The organism is Tsuneonella sp. CC-YZS046 (assembly GCF_035581365.1).
Classification (GTDB): Bacteria; Pseudomonadota; Alphaproteobacteria; order Sphingomonadales; family Sphingomonadaceae; genus JAWKXU01.
Genome location: NZ_CP141590.1, coordinates 3,173,325 through 3,196,763, shown reverse-complemented (window position 1 = coordinate 3,196,763; position 23,439 = coordinate 3,173,325). Strand labels below are relative to the sequence as shown.

The following is a 23,439-nucleotide window of genomic DNA, read 5'->3' as shown; positions in this document are numbered from 1 at the left end:
ATCAACCGCAAAGCCCGGCCGGATTATCTTCTGGCCGGGCTTTTCATTTCAGGCCCGCCCAGGGTGTGCGGCCAGGGTGCGGCCAGCGATGCTTCAGGCGGTCTGCCCGCCGTCGACGCCGTAATATTCGCCCGCGCAGTATGACGCCCGGTCGCTCGCCAGGAAGGCGATCAGCTCGGCCACTTCTTCCGCCTTGCCATAGCGACCGAGGGGTATCGACTGCACGAATTGCTCATGCGCCCCGCCCGGGTCCTCCGGCGCGAAATCCTGCTCGATCGCGGCCATCATGCGCGTGGAGATCGGCCCCGGATTGACGGTGTTGACCCGGATGCCATGCGGTGCGCCTTCGATGGCGGCGCATTTCATCATGCCCATCACCGCATGCTTGCTGGTGACGTAGGGCGACATGTTGGGCGTGCCCTTGCGGCCCGCCGTCGATGAAAGCAGGATGATCGAACCGCCATTCGCCTGCATGGCGGGCATCGCCTTCGAGAGGCCGAGAAAGACCCCGCGCACGTTCACCGCCATCACCCGGTCGAAATTCTCGACGCTGTTTTCCCCGATCGGCCCGGCGCGGCCCTCGATCCCGGCATTGAGAACAGCGATGTCCAGGCGGCCGAACCGCTCCAGCGCCGTCTGCACCATGGCGGCGTTGTCGGCTTCCTGGGTCACGTCGCAGCGGAGCCAGGCCGCATCTCCGCCCAATTCCGCCGCCAGCGCAGCCAATGCGCCTTCATCGAGATCGGCCAGCACCACCCGCGCCCCGCGCGAATGCATCAGGCGGGCGGTGGCCGCGCCGATCCCCCCGCTTGCACCCGTGATTACGGCAACTTTCCCGGCAAGCTCGGACATCATCCCTCTCCAAAATTATCCGTGTCATACAGAATATGCGTATAGGTCGCGACCTTGAGCGGATCGCGCAGGAGCGCCGCCGACAGGAACCCATCGCCACTCACATGGTCCGCCCAGGCCGCATGGCCCGCCACCGCTTCATCCATGGTGTGGAACGAGAAGTCGAGCACGCTTTCATGGCTTTCGCGCTCTTCCAGATTATGCGCGACGGACATATGGAATGGGGGTGCGGGGAATACGGCCAGGCTCCCCTCGAAGGCGGCTTCAAGCTCTTTTTGGAAATCGGTGCGGGCCATTCCGGCGGGTCGTGTTGCATAGGCGAAGATTCGCACGGCGGCGGGGCGGCTGCCCAGCAGGTCCCTGGTTTCGGTTATCAGATGGACCGACCTCTGCCGGGCGAAAACCTGGCTGCCATCGGCCAGTATCGTCGGCATGTTCGGGGTGCCGAGCGAGGCCATGCAGGAATCGAGATCGCTGTAGAACAACTCGCCCACTCCGCCGAAGGACGGGTCCGTCCCGGCGAAAGCCGATGGATCGGCCAGGCAATCGTTCTGGATATAGAGCCTGATCGGGTCCCAGAACTCCGCGAATTGCATGGCGAAGCCGCCATGGACCCGCCACCGCCGCGCCCAATATTCGCGCGTGGTGTCAGGCCGCGGCTGCTCGATATAGGTGACCTTGATCAAAACTCTCTCCCGCGTGACGATTCAACTGGCCGCGAGGCCCAATCTTTTCCGGCCCCATTCGGCCGCGCGGCGGATCGCAGCGTCGGCCACGGGGCAATTGCCGGCTTCGAACTGATAGACATGCTGCATGTCCGGATCGACCTGCAGCGCCACGTCCAGCCCGGCCGCCTTCGCCTTCTCGAAGAACGCGCGACTGTCATCCAGCAGGACGTCATGCCCGCCCACCTGGATCAGCATGGGCGGCAGGCCGGAAAGATCGGCATGAAGCGGATTGGCCAGCGGATCATGCGGATCGCCTTCCGGCCCGAGGAATACGGGGATGAAAGCAAGCGTCGCTTCGCGGGAGCCAAGCCGATCCAGTTCCGCATTGGAGACATAGCTGCCGCCCTTCGCCTCGGTGTCGAGATAGGGCGCCATCGGGATCGCGCCTGCGGGCAGGGGCAATCCCCGGTCCCGAACCAGCAGAAGCGTGCTTATGCAAAGCGCGCCCCCCGCGGAATCACCGACAAGCAGCACATGCTCTGGCGCAAATCCTTGTCCTTCGATCAGCCAGCGATAGGCAAGCACCGTATCCTCGACCTGCGCCGGAAACACATGTTCCGGGGCGCGGCGATAATCGATGATAAGTGCGCGGCAACCGAACGCCCTGGCGAAATGGCCATAGAGCTTGCGATGGGAATGGATCGATCCCAGCGCATAGCCGCCGCCGTGGAAGCACAGCAGCACGCGATCCGGCACGGCGCCTGCCGGCACCGCCCACAGCGCCGGGATGCCGCTGGCCGCCCCTTCCACATATTCGACGCCTTCCGGCTCCGCCGTCACGTCGCTCCACTGGTCGAAAAGCCCGCGAATTTCTTCGAGCGGCATGTCGGGCCGCGCGCTCATCTGCGCGACCCATGAATCGTAAAGCGAAGCCAGCGCTGACATCCTCACTCTCCCACAGGGAAAAAGCCTTGGCCCACAGGAAAAGGCTTTGGCGATTATGCGCCTTCGAGCACGAGCCGCCCGGTGACCTTGCCTTCTTCCAGCAGATCGAGCGCCTCGTTGGCGCTGTCCTTGGGCAGGCAGCGGATCGGCACCGGCTGGAGCTTGCCGGAGCGGGCCAGTTCCAGCACTTCCCGCAATTCCTGCCGGCTGCCGGTGATGCTGCCGACGATGCTGCGCGGCTTGAAGATCATGCCCGCCAGCGAAAGCGGGTAATCCCCGCCGCCGACCCCCACCAGCACCAGCCTGCCGGTCTTGGCCAGGCTATCCAGCGCGAGCGAGACAGTGGCGCGAATATTCACAAAATCGATGGCATAGATCAGCGGCTCGCCCGCCTGCTCCGCGATCTTTGCCAGAACATCCGGCTCGTCCGGAGCGAAAGCGCGTTCCGCGCCGGCCGCCACCGCGGCCTGCCGTTTCTCCTCGCTGATATCGACCACCAGCAGCCGGGTGTGGCCCAGCGCCTGCAAGGTCGCCATGGCGGCATGGCCCAGCCCGCCCGCGCCCATGATGAGGATCGGGGCGGACGGCGAAGCGGGATTGAGCTTGCGGATCGCGGAATAGACCGTCAGCCCGGAACAGGCGAAGGTCGCGGCCAGCGCCGGATCTATGCCGTCGAAATCGAACAGGTAGCTGGCGTTGGGAACGGTGACATGCGAGCCGAAGCCGCCATCCCGAATGATGCCGAGCGAGCGCGACTGGAGACAGAGGTTTTCCTGATCCGTCGTGCAGTAATGGCATTTGCCGCAGCCGATCCAGGGGTAGATCAGGCGATGATCGCCGACTTTCGCGCCCTTGGCCTGCGGCCCCAGGCCGACCACCCGGCCGACGATTTCGTGACCCGGCGCGCAGGGCAGTTTGACACCGCGATCGGTGATGCGCAGGATCTGCCCGCCGCCCAGATCAAACTCCCCCTTCACGAAATGAAGGTCGGAATGGCACACGCCGCAATGTGTGACTTCCAGCAGGATCTCTTCGCCTTCCGGAACCAGATCGGGAAATTCTATTGCTTGCAAGGGCTTGTTATTTTCGACGACACTCCAACGCCTCATTGCCTGTATCCTCTCGCCTGCCCAGCGCCGGACTTGCATCCGCAGGGCGTCCATTAGGTTCTTGACGGCTCACCATAAAACCGATCATTTCTCGGTTACAACAAGATTCGAGAAATTCGGTAGCGATACGGCCAGCATGGCCGACAAGGACAGGCTATACGATAGCGCCCCTTGATCAAATACCGTTATGGGAAGGCAAGGCTTGCAGAGGCTTCAAGGCAAGGTCGCGATCGTCACCGGCTCGGGTAGGGGCCTGGGCCGCGCAATCGCGGAAAAATTCGGCCAGGAAGGCGCGCTTGTCGTCTCCTGCGACCTTGACGGCGGGCTGGCCGGGGAAACCACCCGGGCCATTCGCGATAACGGCGGGTCCGCCAGCGCCGCGGCGGCGGACGTGAACCATGGCGCGCAGGTGGATGCCCTGATCGAGAACGCGATCTCCGCCCACGGCCGCATCGACATCGTCTGCAACAATGCAGGCATACTCGATGGCTTCGCGCCCCTGCTGGATACGGACGAGGCGCTGTGGGACCGGGTGATCGGCGTCAATCTGAAAGGCGCCTACCGGGTCAGCCGCGCCGCCCTGCCCCATATGCTGCGGCAAGGTTCGGGCACCTTCGTGAATATCGCGTCGATGGCCGGGCTTGTCGCCCAGGCCGGCGGGCTGGCCTATACCGTCTCGAAGCATGGAATGATCGGCCTCACCCGGCAGATCTCGGCGGATTACGGGCAGCAGGGCATCCGCGCCAACGCGATCTGCCCGGGGTCCATGGACACCGAGATGTCGAGAGATTTCCTCAAGGATTCGCCCGAAGTGCAGGCCATCGTCAATTCGGTTCCGGCCGGCCGCATGGGCCGTCCCGAGGAAGTAGCGGAACTCGCCGCCTATCTGGCCAGCGATACGTCTGCCTTTATACATGGCGCGGCCATCGTGATCGACGGGGGCTGGACCATACGATAATGCAAGGAATGACATGACGGGAAAGAATGCCACCCCTGACGGGTCCATCGACGCGGAAGCCATCCGCGCGAAATATCGTGCCGAACGCGACAAGCGGCTGCGGCCCGGCGGAACCGACCAATACAAATTCGCCGAAGGGGCGCTCGCCCATTTCGCCGACGATCCCTACGCCGGACCGCCGGAGCCGCGCCCGGCGCTGGCCGAGGATCTGGATGTTCTGGCGATCGGAGCGGGCCTGGGCGGCCTGCAGCTGGGCGCGACCCTGCGCAGGAAGGCGATCGGCAATTTCCGCATTCTGGATGTCGCCGCCGATTTTGGAGGAACCTGGTACTGGAACCGCTATCCGGGCCTGCGCTGCGACGTAGAATCCTACATCTACCTGCCCTTCCTCGAGGAAACCGGCTACATGCCGACGGAACGCTACATCCGCGGCAGCGAGATCTTCGCCTATTGCCAGCGGCTGGGACGGCATTTCGACCTGTATGACCGCGCCCTGTTCCAGACCAAGGTGACCGGGATGACCTGGGACGAAGGGGAGCGCCGCTGGATCGTCACCACCGATCGCGGCGACACCTTCCGCGCACGCTTCGTCACCACCCAGAGCGGCATTTTCAGCAGGCCGCAGCTTCCGGGCGTCAAGGGGATAGAGCGCTTCAAGGGGAAGATGTTCCACAGCGCCCGCTGGGATTATGAATATACGGGCGGCAGCAGCGATGGCAATCTCACCGGGCTGGCGGACAAGCGCGTCGGGCTGGTCGGCACCGGCGCGACCGGGCTTCAGGTGGTGCCCCAGCTCGCCGGGTATGCGAAGCAGCTTATCGTCTTCCAGCGCACCCCCACGGCTGTCGGCGTTCGCGACAATGCGCCCACCGACGAGAACTGGTTCCGCTCGCTTCCGCCGGGCTGGCAGAAGCATCGTGAAGATACTTTCAACCGGATCGGCAATGGCGAGGATGCCGATTGCCCGATCGACGATGGCTGGGCGCGCTTCTTCCGGCGCATGATCGAAGCGGCACAATCCTTGCCGGAAGGCGCCTGCTCCCCCGAAGCCATCGCGGCGGCGCAGGAGCTGGCCGATTTCGAGCACAACGAGATGGTGCGCGCCCGGGTGGACGAGCTGATCGAAGACCCGGAAACCGCCAGCCTGCTGAAGGCCTATTACCGCACCCAGTGCAAGCGGCCCGGTTTCAGCGACGATTACCTGCCCGTCTTCAACCGGCCCAATGTGAGCCTGGTGGACGTGAGCGGCGGCATCGACGAGATCACGGAGAACGGCGTGATCGTGGCGGGTAAGGAATATCCGCTCGATTGCCTGATCTTCTGCACCGGGTTCGAGCTGGGCACCACCTGGGTCCATCAGGCCGGCTACGACATCACCGGCGCGGGCGGAACCAGGCTGTCGGAAAAATGGGCAGGCGGGCTGGTCACCTATCACGGCCTGTTCAGCCACGGCTTTCCCAATATCTTCTTCATGGGCCTCACCCAGACCGGAGCCACGGTGAACGTGCCGCACATGCTGCAGGAACAGATCGACCATCTGACCTATATCGTCGAGCGCTGCCTGAACGAGGGCAAGACCCGGGTGGAAGCGACGATTCCCGCCGAGATGGCGTGGCAGGACGAGATCGGGAAGATGAACGAGCTGCGCCGCCCGTTCCAGGAAGCCTGCACCCCGGGATATTTCAATGCGGAGGGCCGGGCGGAAGACCGGCGCAGCGCGATCGGGTCAGGCATGTATTTCCCGTCCACGCGCTTCTTCCGCTTGTTGGCGGACTGGCGCAAGGCGGGTGATTTCGAAGGGCTGACGGTGGACTGAGCGCCGCAGGCATGGCTGGCCAAACGCGCGGCCGCGAGCTAGCGCGGCGGCCATGCCCCGCTCCATGACATCCACCCCCGCGATCGCCGTCATCGGCGCGGGCGCGCTCGGCAGCTTCCTGGCCGCCCGTCTTGCCCAGGCAGGCCTGGCGACCGCTCTCGTCGCGCGCGGCCCACGGCGCGCCGAACTGGAGCGTGACGGCATCGTCATGCGCGAAGGCCCGGCGCCCCGCCGCATCGTCGTGCCCCTTGCGAAAGAGGGCAGCGGCCTCGCCCCGCCGGACATCGCAATCCTGGCGGTGAAGGCAGGGGATCTGGAAAGCGCGCTGGCGGTGCTCAAGCCCGCCGCCCGGCCGGGCATGATCCTTCTGACAGTGCAGAACGGCGTGGAAGCGCCCGAAATCGCGGAACGCGCGATCCCCGAGGCGCATGTCCTCGCAGGCCGGGTGCATGGTTTCTTCGAGATGGACGGTTCATCGGTGCGCCATGTCGGCGTCGAGCCGTCCATCGCCTTCGGCCCTTTGCAGGATGCCCCGCCGACAGCAGGCGAGCTGATGGCGGCCTGCCTTCAACAAGCTGCCATCGCATTCACCCGCCCGCCGGACATGCGCCGCGCCTTGTGGGAAAAATTCCTGCTGGCCAGCGCCATAGGCGGCGTGGGGCTGGCGCTGGGCCTGCCGGCCGGCCAGCTTTGCAATAATGCCCGTGCCCGCGAAATGCTGGAAAGCGCCATGGCCGAAATTGCGATGATCGCGGATATGAAGGGCGTCGATCTGCCGGGCGATTGCGTCAGGGCGACCCTGGATTTCGCCGCCAGCTTCCCGCCGGACGCCACCAGCTCGCTCCAGCGCGATGTGGAGGAAGGGCGCCGCTCCGAATTCGACAGCCTGACCGGCGCGGTGCTCCGTTTCGCCGAGGCATTGCAGGTTCCGGTTCCCACCCACCGGGACATCCTCCGGCGGATCAAGGCCCGCGGACTGCTCTGACCCGGCCCCGCCCGGATCGGCGAAATCCGCGTCCTCAGGCTTCCAGGGCCTCGGTCCGGCGGAGCAGGCTGCCATCGGGCACGATCTCGATCGCGGGCGCCAGTCCGAGGCTTTCCGCGAGCCTGGCCATATCCTTCTCGACACCGCGGTTGCACAAGGCCGCGCGCCGCCGTTCCATGAACAATGTCAGCTTGCCGCCCGAGGTGCGCAGGGCGCTGGCTTCCAGCGAATTGCGCGAATTGAGGCCGAGCCGGCGGCAGAGCCGTATGGCGAAGCCCCAGCTCAAGGCCTCCTGCAAGGTGGCCTTGTCCGCCAGCTTGCGCAGTTCCGGCGCAATCGAGCTGCTGCCGCAATTGGCGGACAGCGCCGCGGCGATGGAGGCGCGGCCAGCCGCATCGAGATCGATCCAGCGCTTGTGCAGCGCCCAGTCCATGGTTTGACGCAACCGCACATTCGGTTCGATCTGAATCGAAGCCAGGGCAAGCATGGTGGCTGCCAGCCGCAACCGCTCCCCGCCCCGGCCAGCCGGGGGCATGGCCTCGACCGTCCATGCGGCAAGACGCGTCGCGGCAGCGGCGGAGCCGCCCCTCGGCGCGGCGAAGGCCGTCACGCCCGCCAGCAGCGGGTCCTGGCTGCGCGCGGAAGGGTCCAGCCGCTCGTAAAGCAAGCCCTCGCGCAGCCCCCAGGACGAGAATATCAGCGCGGTCGGTTTCAGGATGTCGAGCAGCACCTTCAGCAAAGCGGCGGCATCGGGCAGGACCGCCGCCCGCATCGAGGAAATGCCGGGGATCGCGCCCAGGACCTCGGGCGTTTCGCCGCGCAGCCGCTTGACCATCGCCTGCGCCTGAGCATGGTCGATCGCCAGCCCGTGAGGGTCGTCGAGAGACAGGCCCGCACTGTTCAATGCATAGGTGGCGAGGGAGCGCCAGGTTCCGCCAACCAGATAGAGCGGAAGGGCAATCGCCTTGTGCCAGCCGCTCTTGTCCAGCATCTTGCGGATATTCGCGCGGAACGCCGCGCCTGACCCATTGCGCAATTGGGCAAGGCGCAAGGCGCCAAGCGGCAGGCTGGCGCAATCGGCGGGTCCATCCGGCGAAATGGCGGTCAGTTCCAGGCTTCCGCCCCCCAGATCGGCCACCACGCCACGGGTGCGAGGGAACGCGCCGAGCACCCCGCTGGCGCCGATCCGGGCTTCCTCGGGCCCGCTCAGCAAGCGCGGCTCAAGGCCCAGTTCCCGAACCCGCGCGAGAAATTCGGGGCCGTTCGACGCTTCGCGCGGGGCGGCGGTGGCAACCACCTGCACATCCTCGATCCCGAGATCTTCCAGCAGCATGGCATAGCGGGCCAGGCCGGCAAGCGCCGTTTCGACGGCATCGCTGCCCATCACGCCGGTCTCGGTCAGATCCTGCCCCAATCCGGCCGCCACCTTCTCGTTGTGGAGGACCAGAGGCGCGCGCCTTGCGCCGCCATAGATCACGAGGCGAACGGTGTTCGACCCGATGTCGATGATCGCACTGCGATGACCCGAAGAAAAATCGGCTGATGGCGCTCGTCGGCTGATCTTCATGGCGATGGCGTTTAGACCGCGCCTCGCCGCAATGCCAGCTTGGGAACGTCAAGCCCCGCCGCGATGGAGGCTCCACGCCCCGAAAGGGAGGGATTGGTCATGAAATAGCGATGAAGGTTGAAAGGCTTCTCGACCTCTCCCACCCGGCTGTAGCTTCCGTCGGAAGCCAGGATCCAGCTCTGTTCGGTGTCGAGGAGATTGGCCAGCAGCACCTGCTGCAGCACCTGGTCGTGGACCGTCCGGTTCTTGATCGGAACCAGCGTCTCGACCCGCCGGTCGAGATTGCGGGACATCCCGTCGGCCGAGGAGATGAAGACGCGGGCGCGGTGGCTGGGCATGGCATAGCCGTTCGCGAAGGCCCAGATCCGGCTGTGCTCCAGGAACCGGCCGATGATCGACTTGACCGTGATGTTCTCGGACAGGCCCTCCACGCCGGGCCTCAGGCAGCAGATGCCCCGGACGACCAGCACGATCGACACCCCTGCCTGGCTCGCCTTGTACAATCTCGATATCAGCCTGCCGTCGGTCAGGGCATTGAGCTTGACCCAGATCGCGGCGGGCCTGCCTTCGGCGGCGTTCGCGATTTCCTGGTCGATGCATTCGTAGAGCTTGTCCCGCAGGCCCAGCGGCGAGATCGCCAGCATTTCCGTGCGGCGCGGCTCGACATAGCCGGTCACGAAATTGAACAGGCTGGCCGCGTCCCGGCCGAGCTTGGGGTCGGCGGTGAAAAAGCTGAGATCGGTGTAGATGCGCGCCGTCACCGGATGATAATTGCCGGTCCCGAAGTGGCAGTAGGTCCGGTATCCGCCTTCTTCCCGGCGCACGACCATCGACACTTTGGCATGGGTCTTCCAGTCCACGAAGCCGTATATGACCTGGACCCCCGCGCGTTCGAGCTGGCTGGCCCAGAGCAGATTCTGCTCCTCGTCGAAGCGGGCCTTCAGCTCGACCACCGCCGTCACCGATTTTCCGGCTTCGGCCGCCGCGATCAGCGCCGCGATTACCGCCGACTGCTTGCCCGCGCGATACAGAGTCTGCTTGATCGCCACCACGTCCGGATCGTTCGCGGCCTGATGCAGGAAATCCACCACCACCTCGAAACTTTCGTAGGGGTGCTGGATGATGATGTCCTTTTCGCGGATGGCCGCGAAGCAATCGCCGTCATGCTCCAGGATGCGTTCCGGATAGCGGGGGCTGAACGCCTCGAACTTCAGGTCCGGGCGTTCCTCGTCCACGATGCAGGACAAGCCGCTGATGCCGATCAGCCCGCGCGTCTTGATGGTGATCGCATTGTCCAGCACCAGCTGCTCGCGCAACAATTGCTCCGCGCCCGGATCGAAATCGCGCTCCAGCTCCAGCAGGATCACCCGGCCGCGGCGGCGGCGCTGGATCGCGGTGCGGAAATAGCGGACGAGATCCTCCGCATCTTCCTCGATCTCGATGTCGCTGTCGCGCAGGACCCGGAAGGCGCCGTCGCCATCCACGCGAAAGCCGGGAAAGATCAGCCTGGCATGGCGGACGATGATGCTCTCGATGCTGATATAGACGGCCTGTTCGCCCGGCAGGCGGACGAAGCGCGGCAAGCTGCCGGGAATCAGCACCATTTCGAACAGCTTGGCCTTGTCGGCCAGGCGGGTCAGGGTGAACAGCAGCCCGATCCCCTGATTCGACACGAAGGGGAAGGGGTGGGCCGGGTCGATCGCCTGCGGCGTGATGACCGGCGCGATATGTTCGAGGAAATATTCCTTGAGCCAGCGCGACGATGCGCTGTCGAGCTTGCCTTCATGGCCGATCTGCACCCCCTGTTCGGCAAGGCGGATGCGCAAATCCTCGAGGCTGGCCTGCTGGATGCTTTCCAGATCGCGGACAGCGGCCCGAATATCCGACAATTGCTGGGCCGGGGTGCGGTCGTCCAGGGACCGGGAATCGATCTTGCGCTGCGCCTGCCCCGCCAATCCGGCCACGCGGATCATCATGAACTCGTCGAAATTGCTTCCGGAAATGGCGAGAAAGCGCAATCGCTCCAGCAAGGGGTAGCGTTCGTTCCTCGCCTCCGCCAGCACTCTCTCGTTGAATGCCAGCCAGCTCAGTTCGCGATTGAAGAAATGCTCGGGTTCGAAATCCATCGGATCCGCATGAGGATGGGCGACAGGAAGAGCCGGCCGCGACAAGGGCGTTGAAAGCTGCACTTTGTCAGGCGGAATGGTCATTCGAAGTTACACTTGTATGACACTCAAGGCTTTGCCGCAAACCCTGTGAACAGAAGAATGCGGGCAATCCAGCCTGGGGGTGATGGATTTAGCGCGGGATTAATGCGACAGTGCGCCCGCATGACGACAAAGGACCCGCGACGGCTTCGCTTCGAGGAAGGCAGCTTCCTGGCCCTGGTGCTGCTCGTATCCCTGGCCTTCATCCTGCTGATCGAGCCTTATTTCGGCGCGATCCTGTGGAGCCTGGTCGTGGCGATCCTGTTCGCGCCGACCTTCCGCTACGTTCTCTCCCACATGCCCGGCCGGCCCAATACCGCCGCGGCGCTGACGCTCATCACCATCGTGGCGGTGTTCATCCTGCCGGCGCTGGCGCTGGGCATGGCGCTGATCGAGCAGGGCGGTTCGCTCTATGAGAAGATCGAGACAGGGCAGATCGATTTCGCGGCATTGTTCAAGCAAGCCCATGCTTCCCTGCCCGAATGGGCGCACCGCCTGCTGGCCCGTATGGGCCTCGCCAATTTCGCCGCCGCGAACGAAATGCTGGCGGACAGCATCATCCAGCGCTTCCAGGCGCTGCTCACGCGGATGCTGGCGATCGGCCAGGGCGCGTTCAAGTTCATCGTCTCGCTGGGCGTGATGCTCTACCTCACCTTCTTCCTCCTGCGCGACGGAGAGAAGATCGCGGGCCAGGTGATAGATGCGATCCCGCTCGATCCGGTCCGCCGCGACCAGCTGATCCGGAATTTCGTGATCGTGGTGCGCGCAACCATCAAGGGCAGCGTCGTCGTCGGCATCGTGCAAGGGCTGCTGGGCGGGATCATCTTCTGGATACTCGGCATCCCCGGGCCGCTGCTCTGGGGGGTCCTGATGGGGATATTCTCCTTCTTCCCCGCCATCGGCACGGGGATCGTCTGGGTTCCCGTGGCCATCTACCTGCTGGTGGTCGGGCAGACCTGGCAAGGCCTCTTCCTGGTCTTCTGCGGCCTGTTCGTGATCGGGCTGATCGACAATCTGCTTCGCCCAATCCTGGTCGGCAAGGACGCCCGCATCCCGGATTATGTCGTGCTCATCTCCACCCTGGGCGGCCTCAACCTGTTCGGGATCAGCGGCTTCATCGTCGGGCCGCTGCTGGCCGCCCTGTTCCTGGCCACCTGGAACATCCTTACCGAGGCGCGCAAGCAGTGGACCTCGAGGCAGCCGCCGGTCTAGGAGGAAGGCCCGAGGCAACGGCCGCAACGACAAAGATGTGGATTGGCGGCCGCAATCGCGCGAGCGGGAGCGCGTGGCGCTTGCCCGACGCCCGCACATCGGGAATCACCCTCGCATGGCGATTCTCAGCGACAGATGGATCCGTAACGAGGCCCGGCGCAGCCGGATGATCGAACCCTTCGTGGAAGCGCAGCGGCGTGACGGCTGCATTTCATACGGCCTCAGTTCCTACGGCTACGACGCCCGCGTGGCGGACGAGTTCAAGATCTTCACCAATGTGGACAGCGCCGTGGTGGACCCGAAGGATTTCGCGGCGAACAGTTTCGTGGACCGCAAGACGGACGTCTGCGTGATCCCGCCGAACAGCTTCGCGCTCGCCCGGACGGTGGAATATTTCCGCATTCCGCGCGATGTGCTGGTGATCTGCCTCGGCAAATCGACCTATGCGCGCTGCGGGATCATCGTGAACGTCACCCCGCTGGAACCGGGCTGGGAAGGCCATGTCACGCTGGAATTTTCCAACACCACGCCCCTCCCGGCCAAGATCTACGCCAATGAAGGGGCCTGCCAGTTCCTGTTCCTGCAAGGCAACGAACCCTGCGAAACGAGCTATGCCGAACGGGCCGGCAAATACATGGGCCAGCAGGGCGTGACGCTGCCCAAGCTCTGAAGGCGCGACGGGCCAGCGCGACGCGCCGGCCCGTCATCAATCAATACCAGTTATCAGCGGAGCTTGCCGGCGATCAATCCGGGAAATTGATGACCAGCTTGCCGAAGTGGGACCCGCTCTCGAGATAGCGATAGGCCTCCAGCGCTTCGTCGAACGCAAATTGCCGGTCGATCGGCGGATGGATCTCATGCTGGGTGAGGAACGCGCAAAGCTCCTCGAAATGGGCGCGGGAGCCGACCAGAACCCCGCGCATGTTGAGCGATTTCAGGATGAGATGGGTCGGATCGAGTTCGCCCTGGGTCAGCACCCCGATCACATGGACATAACCGGCCGGGGCGCAGGCTTCGACCGAGCGCGGCATGGTGCCGCCCCCGCCCACTTCGACGACATGGTCGGCGCCGATCCCGCCGGTCAGGCGCTTGACCTCCTCCTGCCATTCGGGATGGTCCTTGTAATTGACCGTTTCATCGGCCCCGAGTTCGCGCGCCCTGGCCAGCTTCTCGTCGCTGGACGAGGTGATGATCGTGCGCGCGCCCGCCGCATGGGCCATCTGCAGCGCCATGGTGGAAACGCCGCCCGTGCCCAGCAAGAGGACGGTCTGATCGGCGCGGACATCGCGCAAGGCGTTCCACGCGGTGACGCCGGCGCAAGGCAGCGTCGCCGCCTCCGCATAGGTCAGGTAATCTGGAACCGGCACCACGCCGTCCTGCGGCAGCACGCGATATTCCGCGAGCATCCCGTCCACCCCGCCGCCCAGCGCGGCGCCGTAATCGAGCGTGCGGGCCGGGCCATATATCCAGCCGGGATGGAAATTGCCCATCACCCGCTGCCCGGCCGCGACCCGGCCGACGCCCGCGCCGACTTCCACCACATCGCCCACCCCGTCCGAAAGCGGAATGAACGGCCGGGGCTGCGCCGGGCTGGGAATGCTGGCGTAGTTCACCTGCATCAGATCCCGGAAATTGAGGGAACAGGCGCGCATCCTGACCAGGACCTCGCCAGGACCAGGGGCCGGGCGTTCCTCTTCCACCAGTTTGAGGTTGTCGAACCCGGCGCCTGTAATGCGATATGCGCGCATCGAATATTTCTCCCGCTGAATTGCCATGCGGATCGCGTTCTGGCCGGTTTGGCGGCGATACGCAATCGGCTATGATCCACATGGTCGCAGGATCAATCAAAAGCCGCTGCCGCAAACGCAAAGGCCCGGCCAGCGATTAACCGGCCGGGCCTCGTCATTGCATCGCGGCGACCCGGCTGACGCCAGGCCGCGCGCGGATTTATTCGGCCTGCTTGCGCTCCTTGCGCTCGGCGCGCTTGGCCTCGAAGGCGGCCTTGCGCTCTTCCTTGGTCACGATGCCATCCTTGTTGGCATCCGCCGCGTCGAACCTGGCGAGGTGGGCCGCGCTGAATTCAGCCGCCGAAATGACGCCGTCGCCATTGGTGTCGGCCTTTTCGGTGAATCCGCCGCGCATCCCTCCGAAATGCCTGCCGCCGAAGTGTTTGCCGCCGCCGTGGCGGCCCTTCCAGCCCGGCTTGCCTTCTTCACCACCGGCGAGCTTTTCGCCCCGCTTGTGATCGCGCCCGGCCACGAATTCCTCGCGGCTGATCGAGCCGTTGCTATCCTTGTCGAGCGCATCGAAACGCTTGACCACCCGCGCTTCGCGATCGGCGTCGTTGATTACGCCGTCGCCATTCGCATCGAGGCGCGAAAACATCGCGGTCGCCCTTTCCTGCGCCTGCGCGCGCGTGACATCGCCACCATGCGTCAGACCAGGGGCGGCAAGCGCCGCGCCGCCAACACCCAGCACAAGCGCGGACAAGGCGCCGATCATGATTGTCTTGGACTTCCGCATAGAAATGCTCCTGTCTTCCAGCGTGACAAAAACGTCGCGGGGCACGAGCTTGAAGTGCCTGAGAGGGGGAGAGGGCAGGCTCCCGCCCCGCGACTCAAAGACCATTACGGTCGTGAGCCTCTGTTAGATCATGCGATATTGTCCTATCCCGAACAAAGCATTCATATTGACGCAAGCATTTCAGCGCGGACGGTGCTCGGTATCCAGCCCAGCGGTGATGAACAGCGCCTGCGCTTCGCCAGCGACATCGGCGGTGTGCCACACCCCGGCCGGGTTGACGGCATATTCCCCCGGACCCAACGCGATGTCGGTGCGATCACCCGACGCGAGTTCCTGGATCAATGTCATATTGCCGCTGACGCAAACCACCAGTTCATCGCCAAGCGGATGCATTTCCCACGAATCCCAGGGCTGCGAAAAGCGATAGAGGCTTACCAGCCTGCCTTCCGCGCCATCCGCGGCGGTGCGGGCGATATAATCGTCATACCACTCATGGCCGGTAAAGGCGGGTTGCGGCCGCGCCGCACCGCGCAGGCCGAGATGCACGAAGCTCTCGTGGAGATCGCGCGCGCGGCCCATCAGCCGATCCCTGCGCAGGCCTGTTCGAGCCATTGCCGCGCCTCGCCATCGAGCTGCGGCCCGAGCACCTCCAGCACCCGGGCATGATAGGCGTTCCACCAGTCCTTCTCGCCATCGTCGAGCAGCGGGATGTCAACCAGGGCCGGGTCGATCGGCACCAGGGTCAGCGTCTCGAAGCCGAGCCATTCACCTTCGCCACCCGGGATGGCGCGTTCCTCGACCAGAACCAGATTCTCTATGCGGATGCCGTAGGCGCCGGTCTGGTAATAACCCGGCTCGTTGGAAATAATCATGCCCGGCAGCAATTCCTGCTCCGTCCCGCCCTGCGCGCCGCCGGTCTTGGCGATGCGCTGCGGCCCTTCATGGACGGAGAGGAAACTGCCCACGCCGTGGCCGGTGCCATGCTGGTAATCCAGCCCCGCCGACCACAGGAACTGCCGCGCCAGCACATCGAGCTGGCTGCCGCGCGTGCCCGAGGGGAAGACCGCCCGGGCCAGGGCGATATGGCCCTTGAGCACCCGGGTGAAGCGATCCTTCACCTCGGCCGGCGCTTCGCCCGGGCCGATCCACACGGTGCGGGTGATGTCGGTGGTGCCATCGGGATATTGCCCGCCGGAATCGACCAGATAGACGCTGCCCGGCTCGAGCGGGCGGTTGGTATCCTCGCTGACGCGATAATGCACGATCGCCCCGTTCGGCCCGCTGCCCGAGATGGTATCGAAGGAAAGGTCGCGCAGGTCGCCTGTCTCCCGGCGGAACTGGTGCAATCGCTCGGCCGCGGAAATTTCATCGACCCCGCCCCCGGGGCCTTCCACCGAAAGCCAGTGGAGGAACCGGGCCACCGCCGCTCCATCGCGGGCCTGGGCGGCACGATGGCCCGCCTGCTCGGCCAGGTTCTTGCACGCCTTGGGCAGGATCGCCGGGTCGCGCGCCTCGACCACCGTGGCGCCCGCCTCTTCCAGCAGGGAAAAGATCGCCTGCACCGCATTGTCCGGGTCGGCCGCGACGCGCTTGCCCGCCAGCGCCCGCAGCGCGGGCACGAAGCCATCGGCCGGCGCGATCCGCACCGCATTGCCCAGATGCGCCCGCAATTCGGGCGTGACCTTCTCCTGCGCGATGAACAGGTCGGCGGTGCCGTCGGCATGGGCCAGCACGAAGCTCAGCGCCACCGGCGTGCGATCTATGTCGCTGCCGCGGATATTGAGCAGCCAGGCAATCGAATCGAGCGCGGCGATCACCGCGCTGTCGAGCTTCTGCCGGACCAGCCATTCCGCGACCGCCGCCCGTTTCGCTTCCGACGGCTGGCCAGCATAACGCTGCTCATGCACGAAGGCGGGCGCAGCGGAAGGGGCGGGCCGGTCGGCCCAGATCGCGTCCACCGGGTTGCCGTCCACCGCAACCAATTCCGCGTTCCTCCCGGCCAGCGCCTTGCGCGCCGCCGCGACCCACGCCTTGCCGTGAAGCCAGGGATCGTAGCCGATCCTCGCGCCTTCCGGAGCATGTTCGCCCAGCCATTGGGCGACGCTGGTCTGCGGCACGTTCTCATAGGTGTAGCATCGGCCATCGACCTGATCGCGCACCTGCAGCGTATAGCGCCCATCGACGAAGATCGCCGCCGCCGGGTCCCGCGCCGCATCCGCCAGCACCACCGCCGTGCCCGCCGAGCCGTTGAATCCGGTGAGCCATTGCAGGCGCTGGGCATAAGCGCCTACATATTCGCTCATGTGCTCATCGGAAATCGGCACGACAAAGCCATCGAGCCGGCGTGCCGCAAGCTCCCTTCGCAACGCCTCGAGGCGGGCCTTATGGGTCGACATCAGCATTGCCGACGGCTCCTTCGGGTAATAACGCATGACTAACATAGGATGGTTCACGTCTTTCGCCAGCCATCACTTGCAACAGAGGCTTTCGATGACCCGCTTTGGCCTGCTCGTATCAGCCTTTCTCGCCTTCGTTTCCCCTTCTCTCGCCAAGGACGCCATGACTCAAACGCCCGCTTCCCCACCTGTCGCCGAACAACGCCCGCACAGTTCCGAATATCACGGCATAAGGGTGGAAGATCCCTATGCCTGGCTGCGGGATGCCGAATATCCCACGGTGAACGACAAGGATGTGCTGGCCTATCTGGAAGCGGAAAACGCGTGGTTCGAAGCCCGCATGGCGCCCCGGAAACAGGTGGTGGAAAAGCTCTTCAAGGAAATGCGCGGCCGCATCAAGGAAGCCGATAAATCCGTTCCCCAGAAGGATGGCGATTACCTCTACTGGATCGAATACGAGGAAGGCGCGGAATACAAGAAATGGTGGCGCAGGCCGGTTGCGGGCGGGCCGGACGAGCTGATGCTGGATGAAACGGCATTGGCCCGGGGGACCGAATATTTCCGCCTCGGCGCGATCTCCGTCAGCCAGAGCGGCAGGCTGCTGGCCTATTCGATAGACGATAACGGCTCCGAACGCTTCACCGTGCGGATCAAGGATCTCGCCACGGGCGAACTGATGCCCGACACCATCCCCGGCACGCTCTCGTCGCTGGTATGGGTCGCCGGCGACAGGGGTCTGGTCTACAGCCTCGCCAACGAGCAATGGCGCACGGACAATGCGCGGCTCCACTGGTTCGGCACGCCGGTGGAGCAGGATGTCGAGCTTTATCACGAGAACGACGAGGGCTTCCGGGTCAGTTCCTCCCTCTCCGCGAACGAGCAATGGCTGATCGTTTCCGCGGGCGACCATGAAACCAGCGAAGTCCGCCTGATTCCCGCCGGCGATCCGCTGGCCGAGCCGATCCTGGTCAAACCCCGCCAGAAGGGTGTCGAATATGACGTGGACGAGCGCGACGGAACCTTGTTCATCCTCGCCAACGACACCCATGAGAATTTCCGGGTGGCGACCGCGCCCCTGGCCGATCCCGCCAATTGGACGACCCTGATCGCCGGTTCGGATGCGTTCTACCTCACGGGCCTCGACCTGTTCCGCGATTTCTACGTGGTCGAGGGCCGGTTGAACGGGCTCGACCGGATCGAGATCCGTTATTACGACAATCCCGGCCGGATCGAGCCGATCGCCTTTCCCGAGGCAAGCTATTCGGCGGGGCTGGGCGACAACCCGGAATGGGCGATGGACAAGCTGCGGCTGTCCTACGAAAGCATGGTCAGCCCCGCGACCACCTACGACTACGATGTCGCCGGCAGGCAACTGGCAGTGCTGAAGGTGCAGGAGATTCCATCCGGTTACGACGCCTCGCTCTATGCGACCGAGCGGCTCGAAATCCCGGGCCGCGACAGCACGAAGATCCCGGTCAGCATCATGTATCGCAAGGATCGCCAGCCCGGCGGGCCGCTCCATCTCTATGGCTATGGCGCCTACGGCATTTCCATCGACCCCGGTTTCTCCACCACCCGCCTCAGTCTGGTCGACCGGGGCTTCGCCTATGCCATCGCCCATATCCGCGGCGGCGACGATCTCGGGCGGGCCTGGTACAAGGCGGGCAAGCTGGAACGCCGGACCAACACCTTCAACGATTTCGTCGATGTGGCGAAGGGGCTGATCGAACGGAACTATACGCAGGCCGGGCGGATCAGCATTTCCGGCGGGTCGGCCGGCGGCGAGCTGATGGGCGCGGTGGTCAATTCCGACCCCGCGCTCTGGGGCGCGGTGGTGGCGCATGTGCCCTTCGTCGACGTGCTCAACACCATGCTGGACGCCTCCCTGCCGCTGACGCCGGGGGAATGGCCGGAATGGGGCAACCCGATCGAGGACAAGGCCGCGTTCGAGCTGATCCGCTCCTACAGCCCCTACGACAATGTGCGCGCGCAGGATTACCCGCCGCTGCTGGTGACGGCGGGGTTGAACGATCCGCGCGTGACCTACTGGGAACCCGCGAAATGGGTGGCCAGGCTTCGCGCGGCCAAGACCGATGGAAACGAATTGCTGCTCAAGACCAATATGGGCGCGGGGCACGGCGGGAAATCCGGCCGGTTCGAAAGCCTGCGGGAAACGGCCGAGGAATTCGCCTTCATCCTGTGGCAGATGCGGATCGCCGATTGAATCGTCCGCCTGCCGGGCGCGCGGGTCAGACCCTCGCCGCCTTGCGGGCAGGAGCGAAGGAGCACATCTTCTCGCACATGGCGCGATTGCGGCCCGCCGCCTTGGCATCGTAGAGCAGGCGGTCGCAATGGGCATACATTCCGGCGAAATCCCCCGTCGCGATGTCGAGAGGCTGCTCGACCAGGCCCATGCTGGCCGTCACCATCCGGTCCAGGCCCGGAACGCGGCTGGCTACGCGGGCCGGGATGGCCTGCCTGCATCGCTCGGCCCGGCCGGCTACGTCCTTGCCGCCCATCAGCAGCATGAACTCCTCGCCGCCGATGCGGACCGCCACCGTTTCCTCGTCCGGCGCGAGCGCGTCGGCCACGGCGCGCAGCACTTCATCGCCCGTGGCGTGCCCATGCGTATCGTTGATCGCCTTGAAATGATCGACATCGATGACCGCCATCGCGTGAAAACCCGCCGCGTAAAGCTCCTCGAAGCGCTTCTCGATCCCATAGCGATTGAGCATTCCGGTCAGCGGATCGCGCTCGGCCTGCGCCGCCAGGACGCGGGTCTGCGCGCGGGCCCAGTCGCGCTCCTCGCGAATGATCATCAGCCGGTCGGCGACGCTCATCGTGGCCACGATCACCTCGAAGGCGATCGAGACATGCTGCTCCGCATGAAACTCGATGGGAACTTCGGTGAAGCCGAGCATCGAGAAGATGCGGGCCGCGCCGGTCAGCATGAACGGCAGCCATGCCACGATCTGGAAATTCACCGCGCGGCTTCCGCGATGCTTCGCCACGCCCATGATCCAGATGAACACCGCCAGCACCGGCACGTAGGCCGCGAAATAGACGGTTGCGCTGACGCTGCGGAGCGGGCCGTCCGCCAACAGGTAGAAGCCGGTCGACAGCATGACCCAGATCCCGACCCCGCGCAGCAGGGTGCGATGGATCTTGTCGAGCTTGCCCGGCTCCATGAGGTCGGCCGAGAACAGCGCCGCGGCCGAAAGCCCGAGCCAGAAGCTGACCGCCGACATGGTGGACAGCTGCCCCAGCGATAGCGACAGGAAGCGATTGACGACGCCCGATGTGATCGCCGTGTGGATCAGCATACACAGCACCGCCATTGCGTGCCAGACCAGGAAGCGGGCGCCCAGGATGCGATAGAAGATGAAATTGAACAGCAGCGTCATGCACAGCATTCCGCACAGCGCGGCGATGACAAGCTCGTTCTGAAAAGGGCCGCCACGTTCCCCGGGGGTGACGGTCAGACGCGCATCGGACAGCATCCCCAGGTGCCGGGGCTTGTCGACCCGCACGACCAGGGCCGCAAGCGGCGCCTCCAGCGGCGGCAGGGCGGCGCTCATCACCCAATCCGCGCTGCCCGGCACCATGTCGCTTTCGGTCAGGTCGCGCACCGCCATGCGGCCATCCGTTCCGATCGCGATCAATTGCAGCCCGGCGAAGCGGGACAGCCGGGTCGTGAAGCCGGTTTCGGCGGTCTGCAGGGGATGAGAGGGGACGATCTTCAGGAAGCTGCGTTCCGGCTCGATGGAGAAACGCTCGGCCCCGCATTTCCAGCGCTCCGGCCGGCGGCTCAACTCGGCATAGGTTTCGCCCGGGAGCGCGGCCGCCTGGCAGATCGACGCGGGAACGGCGGCGAAAGCGGGGGCAGGCGCTTCCGCCCGCGCCGCAGCACCCGCGAAAAGCAGCCATAGCGCCGCAATGGCGGCGGCGATCCTGCCAAGACCCCCAAATCCCATGGCCCACCGCTTAACGGCGAAACACTTAATTCCGGTAAAGAAACAGCCGCCCGGCGCGAAATTATTTATTCAGGCCAGCACCTTCTCCACCGGCAGCAGCTCATATCCCAGCTCCCGCGCCACGGCGGGATAGACCACGCGCCCGCCATGCACATTCAGCCCGGCGGCGAGATGGGGATCGGCCCGCATCGCTTCCTTCCAGCCCCCCGGACCGTCGAACGCCTCGGCGATCCGCAAGGCATGCGGCAAGGTGACGTTGTTGAGCGCATAGGTGCTGGTGCGGGCCACCGCGCCGGGCATGTTGGCCACGCAGTAATGGACGATCCCGTCGACCACGAAGGTCGGCTGCTCATGCGTGGTGGGATGGCTCGTCTCGAAGCATCCGCCCTGGTCGATCGCGACATCGACCAGCACTGCGCCCGGCTTCATGCAGGCCAGCATGTCGCGCGTGACCAGCTTGGGCGCCGCCGCGCCCGGAACCAGCACCGCGCCGATCACCAGTTCGGCCTCGCAGATCATCTGCTGGATGTTGGAACGATTGGAAAACCGCGTCTTCGCGCGGCTCTCGAAATGAATCCCCAGCCGTTCCAGCACTTCGGGATCGCGGTCGAGGATCGTCACGTCGGCGCCCAGCCCCACCGCCATCTGCGCCGCGTTGAAGCCGACCACGCCGCCGCCGATCACCATGACCCGCGCGGGCAGCACGCCCGGCACCCCGCCCAGCAGCACGCCGCGCCCGCCATGCGCCTTCTCCAGTGCGGTCGCGCCCGCCTGGATCGACATCCGGCCCGCGACCTGGCTCATCGGCTTGAGCAGCGGCAGGGTGTTGCCCGGCCCCGTCACCGTTTCATAGGCAATGGCGGTAACGCCCGACTTCACCAGATCCGCGGTCTGCTCCGGATCGGGCGCAAGATGCAGATAGGTATAGAGAATCTGCCCTTCCCTGAGCATCGCCCGTTCCGCCGCCTGCGGTTCCTTGACCTTCACGATCATCTCGCAGCCGGCGAACACCTCGCCAGCGGTTTCGCGGATCGCCGCCCCCGCCGCGCGATAATCGTCGTCGGTCGCCCCGATCCCCAGGCCCGCGCCGGTTTCCACCCAGACCTCATGCCCATTCGCGGCCAGTTCCCGCGCGCTCTCGGGCGTCAGGCCGACCCGGTATTCGTGAACCTTGATCTCGCGGACCGTGCCTATGCGCATCGCTTCTTTCCCCTGCGGTTTGCGCGGAGATTGCAGTCGCAGCCACCCTTGCGCAAGCGCGAACGCTTGTCAGCGATACGATCGCATCCTAGCACCATCCGATGTCCGATGGGCCTGACCCCGCGCTGGTGGCCGCGATAAGCGAAGCGATCGAACGCAGATCGGCCGCGCGGGGCGGGGAGCTTCTGGTCGTCGGGATTTGCGGCGCGCAGGGCAGCGGAAAGACGACCCTGGCCGGGGCGGTGGCGCAAGCGCTGCGTTCACACGGCACGGCGACCGCGGTGCTCTCGCTCGACGATCTCTATCTGACCCGTGCGGAACGCAGGCGGCTGGCACGAGAGGTTCACCCCCTCTTCGCGACACGCGGCGTTCCCGGCACGCATGACGTGGCGCTGGGCCTTGCCACTCTCGACAGCCTGGCAAGGGGAGACGCGGCGGAGCTTCCCCGCTTCGACAAGGCGGCCGATGATCGCGCGCCGCGACAGCAATGGGACAGGGCGCCCGAACGCACCCGGGTCGTGCTGTTCGAAGGATGGTGCGTCGGCGCAATGCCGCAGGGCGAGGACGCCCTCATCGCCCCGGTCAATGTGCTTGAAGCGTCGGAGGATGCACAGGGAATCTGGCGGCGCCATGCCAATCATGCGCTTGCCGGACCCTATGCCGCGCTGTTCGGGCGGATCGGCCTGCTCGTGCTGCTCGCCGCGCCCGGCTTCGAAGTGGTGCGCGGGTGGCGTGAACAGCAGGAAGCGGAATTGCGGAAGCGGGCCGGGCCGGATGCATCGGGCGTGATGAGCCCCGGCGAAGTGGAGCGCTTCATCCGGCATTATGAACGGCTGACCCGGCATATCCTGCAGGAAATGCCCGCGCGGGCCGATCTGGTGGTGCGGCTGGGGCCGGACCGCCGGGTCGAGCGGATCGAAACCCGAATGGGCTGAGGGGGTTCGCGGGGCGCGTAAATCCCCGTTCGTCCTGAGCCTGTCGAAGGACCGCTCTTCTCCGTTACGGAAGAATAGAAAAGCAGGGCTTC

General features: G+C 65.2%; 19 protein-coding genes. 7 read left to right on the top strand and 12 right to left on the bottom strand.

The features are described 5' to 3' along the window. Positions 1-93: 93 nt before the first annotated feature. The 4 genes from U8326_RS15620 to U8326_RS15605 are packed head-to-tail and all read right to left on the bottom strand — an operon-like array spanning position 94 to position 3,574. Complete coding sequence (locus U8326_RS15620; RefSeq protein ID WP_324741387.1) at positions 94-855, bottom strand: SDR family NAD(P)-dependent oxidoreductase; 762 nt, start codon at positions 853-855, stop codon at positions 94-96. Then, positions 852-1,538: a hypothetical protein gene (locus U8326_RS15615; protein ID WP_324741385.1), complete on the bottom strand. Its 687-nt coding sequence runs from the start codon at positions 1,536-1,538 to the stop codon at positions 852-854. The genes U8326_RS15620 and U8326_RS15615 overlap by 4 nt, the downstream gene beginning before the upstream one ends. Before the next feature lie 21 nt (positions 1,539-1,559). Further along, positions 1,560-2,465 carry an alpha/beta hydrolase gene (locus tag U8326_RS15610; RefSeq protein ID WP_324741384.1) on the bottom strand — a complete coding sequence of 302 codons (906 nt, stop codon included), beginning with the start codon at positions 2,463-2,465 and terminating at the stop codon, positions 1,560-1,562. Positions 2,466-2,518: 53 nt separating this feature from the next. Beyond that, entirely contained in the window at positions 2,519-3,574 is a 1,056-nt protein-coding gene (locus U8326_RS15605) for an alcohol dehydrogenase (protein WP_324741382.1), read from the bottom strand. 202 nt (positions 3,575-3,776) lie between these two features. Between U8326_RS15605 and U8326_RS15600 the strand changes: the two genes are divergently transcribed. The 3 genes from U8326_RS15600 to U8326_RS15590 are packed head-to-tail and all read left to right on the top strand — an operon-like array spanning position 3,777 to position 7,333. Continuing rightward, positions 3,777-4,532, top strand: coding sequence for an SDR family NAD(P)-dependent oxidoreductase (locus U8326_RS15600; RefSeq protein ID WP_324741379.1), 756 nt, complete (start codon positions 3,777-3,779; stop codon positions 4,530-4,532). A 13-nt stretch (positions 4,533-4,545) separates the two neighbouring features. Continuing rightward, positions 4,546-6,348, top strand: coding sequence for an NAD(P)/FAD-dependent oxidoreductase (locus U8326_RS15595; RefSeq protein ID WP_324741378.1), 1,803 nt, complete (start codon positions 4,546-4,548; stop codon positions 6,346-6,348). Positions 6,349-6,400: 52 nt separating this feature from the next. After that, positions 6,401-7,333 (top strand): 2-dehydropantoate 2-reductase, encoded by a 933-nt coding sequence (locus tag U8326_RS15590; protein ID WP_324741376.1) that lies wholly within the window; start codon positions 6,401-6,403, stop codon positions 7,331-7,333. A 34-nt stretch (positions 7,334-7,367) separates the two neighbouring features. Here U8326_RS15590 and U8326_RS15585 read toward each other — a convergent pair whose 3' ends face one another. After that, entirely contained in the window at positions 7,368-8,900 is a 1,533-nt protein-coding gene (locus tag U8326_RS15585) for a Ppx/GppA family phosphatase (RefSeq protein WP_324741375.1), read from the bottom strand. 11 nt (positions 8,901-8,911) lie between these two features. Next, on the bottom strand, positions 8,912-11,026 hold the full coding sequence (locus tag U8326_RS15580) for an RNA degradosome polyphosphate kinase (RefSeq protein WP_324741374.1): 2,115 nt from the start codon (positions 11,024-11,026) through the stop codon (positions 8,912-8,914). A 204-nt stretch (positions 11,027-11,230) separates the two neighbouring features. Between U8326_RS15580 and U8326_RS15575 the strand changes: the two genes are divergently transcribed. Both U8326_RS15575 and dcd read left to right on the top strand, forming a co-directional pair. Beyond that, entirely contained in the window at positions 11,231-12,319 is a 1,089-nt protein-coding gene (locus U8326_RS15575) for an AI-2E family transporter (RefSeq protein WP_324741373.1), read from the top strand. Positions 12,320-12,434: 115 nt separating this feature from the next. Further along, a complete protein-coding gene (gene dcd, locus U8326_RS15570) occupies positions 12,435-12,989 on the top strand; it encodes a dCTP deaminase (RefSeq protein ID WP_324741372.1) in 555 nt (184 codons plus the stop codon). Between the two features lie 73 nt (positions 12,990-13,062). On the opposite strand, the gene U8326_RS15565 is transcribed toward dcd, so the two are convergent. The 4 genes from U8326_RS15565 to U8326_RS15550 all read right to left on the bottom strand — a co-directional run bounded on the left by U8326_RS15565 (position 13,063) and on the right by U8326_RS15550 (position 17,238). Further along, positions 13,063-14,094: an NAD(P)-dependent alcohol dehydrogenase gene (locus tag U8326_RS15565; RefSeq protein WP_324741371.1), complete on the bottom strand. Its 1,032-nt coding sequence runs from the start codon at positions 14,092-14,094 to the stop codon at positions 13,063-13,065. Positions 14,095-14,266: 172 nt separating this feature from the next. Then, complete coding sequence (locus U8326_RS15560) at positions 14,267-14,842, bottom strand: EF-hand domain-containing protein (RefSeq protein ID WP_324741370.1); 576 nt, start codon at positions 14,840-14,842, stop codon at positions 14,267-14,269. Between the two features lie 180 nt (positions 14,843-15,022). Next, entirely contained in the window at positions 15,023-15,454 is a 432-nt protein-coding gene (locus tag U8326_RS15555; RefSeq protein ID WP_416385494.1) for a cupin, read from the bottom strand. After that, complete coding sequence (locus tag U8326_RS15550; protein WP_324741369.1) at positions 15,421-17,238, bottom strand: aminopeptidase P family protein; 1,818 nt, start codon at positions 17,236-17,238, stop codon at positions 15,421-15,423. Before U8326_RS15550 ends, U8326_RS15555 begins: the two co-directional genes overlap by 34 nt. Before the next feature lie 163 nt (positions 17,239-17,401). Here U8326_RS15550 and U8326_RS15545 point away from each other — a divergent pair, with 163 nt between their 5' ends. After that, positions 17,402-19,462, top strand: coding sequence for a S9 family peptidase (locus U8326_RS15545; protein WP_324743641.1), 2,061 nt, complete (start codon positions 17,402-17,404; stop codon positions 19,460-19,462). A 25-nt stretch (positions 19,463-19,487) separates the two neighbouring features. Here the strand turns inward: U8326_RS15545 and U8326_RS15540 are convergent, their stop codons facing one another. Together U8326_RS15540 and ald are read right to left on the bottom strand one after the other, a co-directional pair. Next, positions 19,488-21,212 carry a diguanylate cyclase gene (locus U8326_RS15540; protein ID WP_324741367.1) on the bottom strand — a complete coding sequence of 575 codons (1,725 nt, stop codon included), beginning with the start codon at positions 21,210-21,212 and terminating at the stop codon, positions 19,488-19,490. Between the two features lie 69 nt (positions 21,213-21,281). After that, entirely contained in the window at positions 21,282-22,412 is a 1,131-nt protein-coding gene (ald, locus tag U8326_RS15535) for an alanine dehydrogenase (protein ID WP_324741366.1), read from the bottom strand. Positions 22,413-22,513: 101 nt separating this feature from the next. Between ald and U8326_RS15530 the strand changes: the two genes are divergently transcribed. Beyond that, complete coding sequence (locus U8326_RS15530) at positions 22,514-23,347, top strand: kinase (protein WP_324741365.1); 834 nt, start codon at positions 22,514-22,516, stop codon at positions 23,345-23,347. Positions 23,348-23,439: the final 92 nt, after the last annotated feature.

Coding starts and splice junctions, on each gene's coding strand:
- U8326_RS15585 (WP_324741375.1), bottom strand. CDS start 8,900: ATGAAGATCAGCCGACGAGCGCCATCAGCCGATTTTTCTTCGGGTCAT.
- U8326_RS15610 (WP_324741384.1), bottom strand. CDS start 2,465: ATGTCAGCGCTGGCTTCGCTTTACGATTCATGGGTCGCGCAGATGAGC.
- U8326_RS15590 (WP_324741376.1), top strand. CDS start 6,401: ATGCCCCGCTCCATGACATCCACCCCCGCGATCGCCGTCATCGGCGCG.
- U8326_RS15555 (WP_416385494.1), bottom strand. CDS start 15,454: ATGGCTCGAACAGGCCTGCGCAGGGATCGGCTGATGGGCCGCGCGCGC.
- U8326_RS15560 (WP_324741370.1), bottom strand. CDS start 14,842: ATGCGGAAGTCCAAGACAATCATGATCGGCGCCTTGTCCGCGCTTGTG.
- U8326_RS15605 (WP_324741382.1), bottom strand. CDS start 3,574: ATGAGGCGTTGGAGTGTCGTCGAAAATAACAAGCCCTTGCAAGCAATA.
- U8326_RS15620 (WP_324741387.1), bottom strand. CDS start 855: ATGATGTCCGAGCTTGCCGGGAAAGTTGCCGTAATCACGGGTGCAAGC.
- U8326_RS15575 (WP_324741373.1), top strand. CDS start 11,231: ATGACGACAAAGGACCCGCGACGGCTTCGCTTCGAGGAAGGCAGCTTC.
- U8326_RS15595 (WP_324741378.1), top strand. CDS start 4,546: ATGACGGGAAAGAATGCCACCCCTGACGGGTCCATCGACGCGGAAGCC.
- U8326_RS15550 (WP_324741369.1), bottom strand. CDS start 17,238: ATGTCGACCCATAAGGCCCGCCTCGAGGCGTTGCGAAGGGAGCTTGCG.
- dcd (WP_324741372.1), top strand. CDS start 12,435: ATGGCGATTCTCAGCGACAGATGGATCCGTAACGAGGCCCGGCGCAGC.
- U8326_RS15530 (WP_324741365.1), top strand. CDS start 22,514: ATGTCCGATGGGCCTGACCCCGCGCTGGTGGCCGCGATAAGCGAAGCG.
- U8326_RS15580 (WP_324741374.1), bottom strand. CDS start 11,026: ATGGATTTCGAACCCGAGCATTTCTTCAATCGCGAACTGAGCTGGCTG.
- U8326_RS15540 (WP_324741367.1), bottom strand. CDS start 21,212: ATGGGATTTGGGGGTCTTGGCAGGATCGCCGCCGCCATTGCGGCGCTA.
- U8326_RS15565 (WP_324741371.1), bottom strand. CDS start 14,094: ATGGCAATTCAGCGGGAGAAATATTCGATGCGCGCATATCGCATTACA.
- U8326_RS15545 (WP_324743641.1), top strand. CDS start 17,402: ATGACTCAAACGCCCGCTTCCCCACCTGTCGCCGAACAACGCCCGCAC.
- ald (WP_324741366.1), bottom strand. CDS start 22,412: ATGCGCATAGGCACGGTCCGCGAGATCAAGGTTCACGAATACCGGGTC.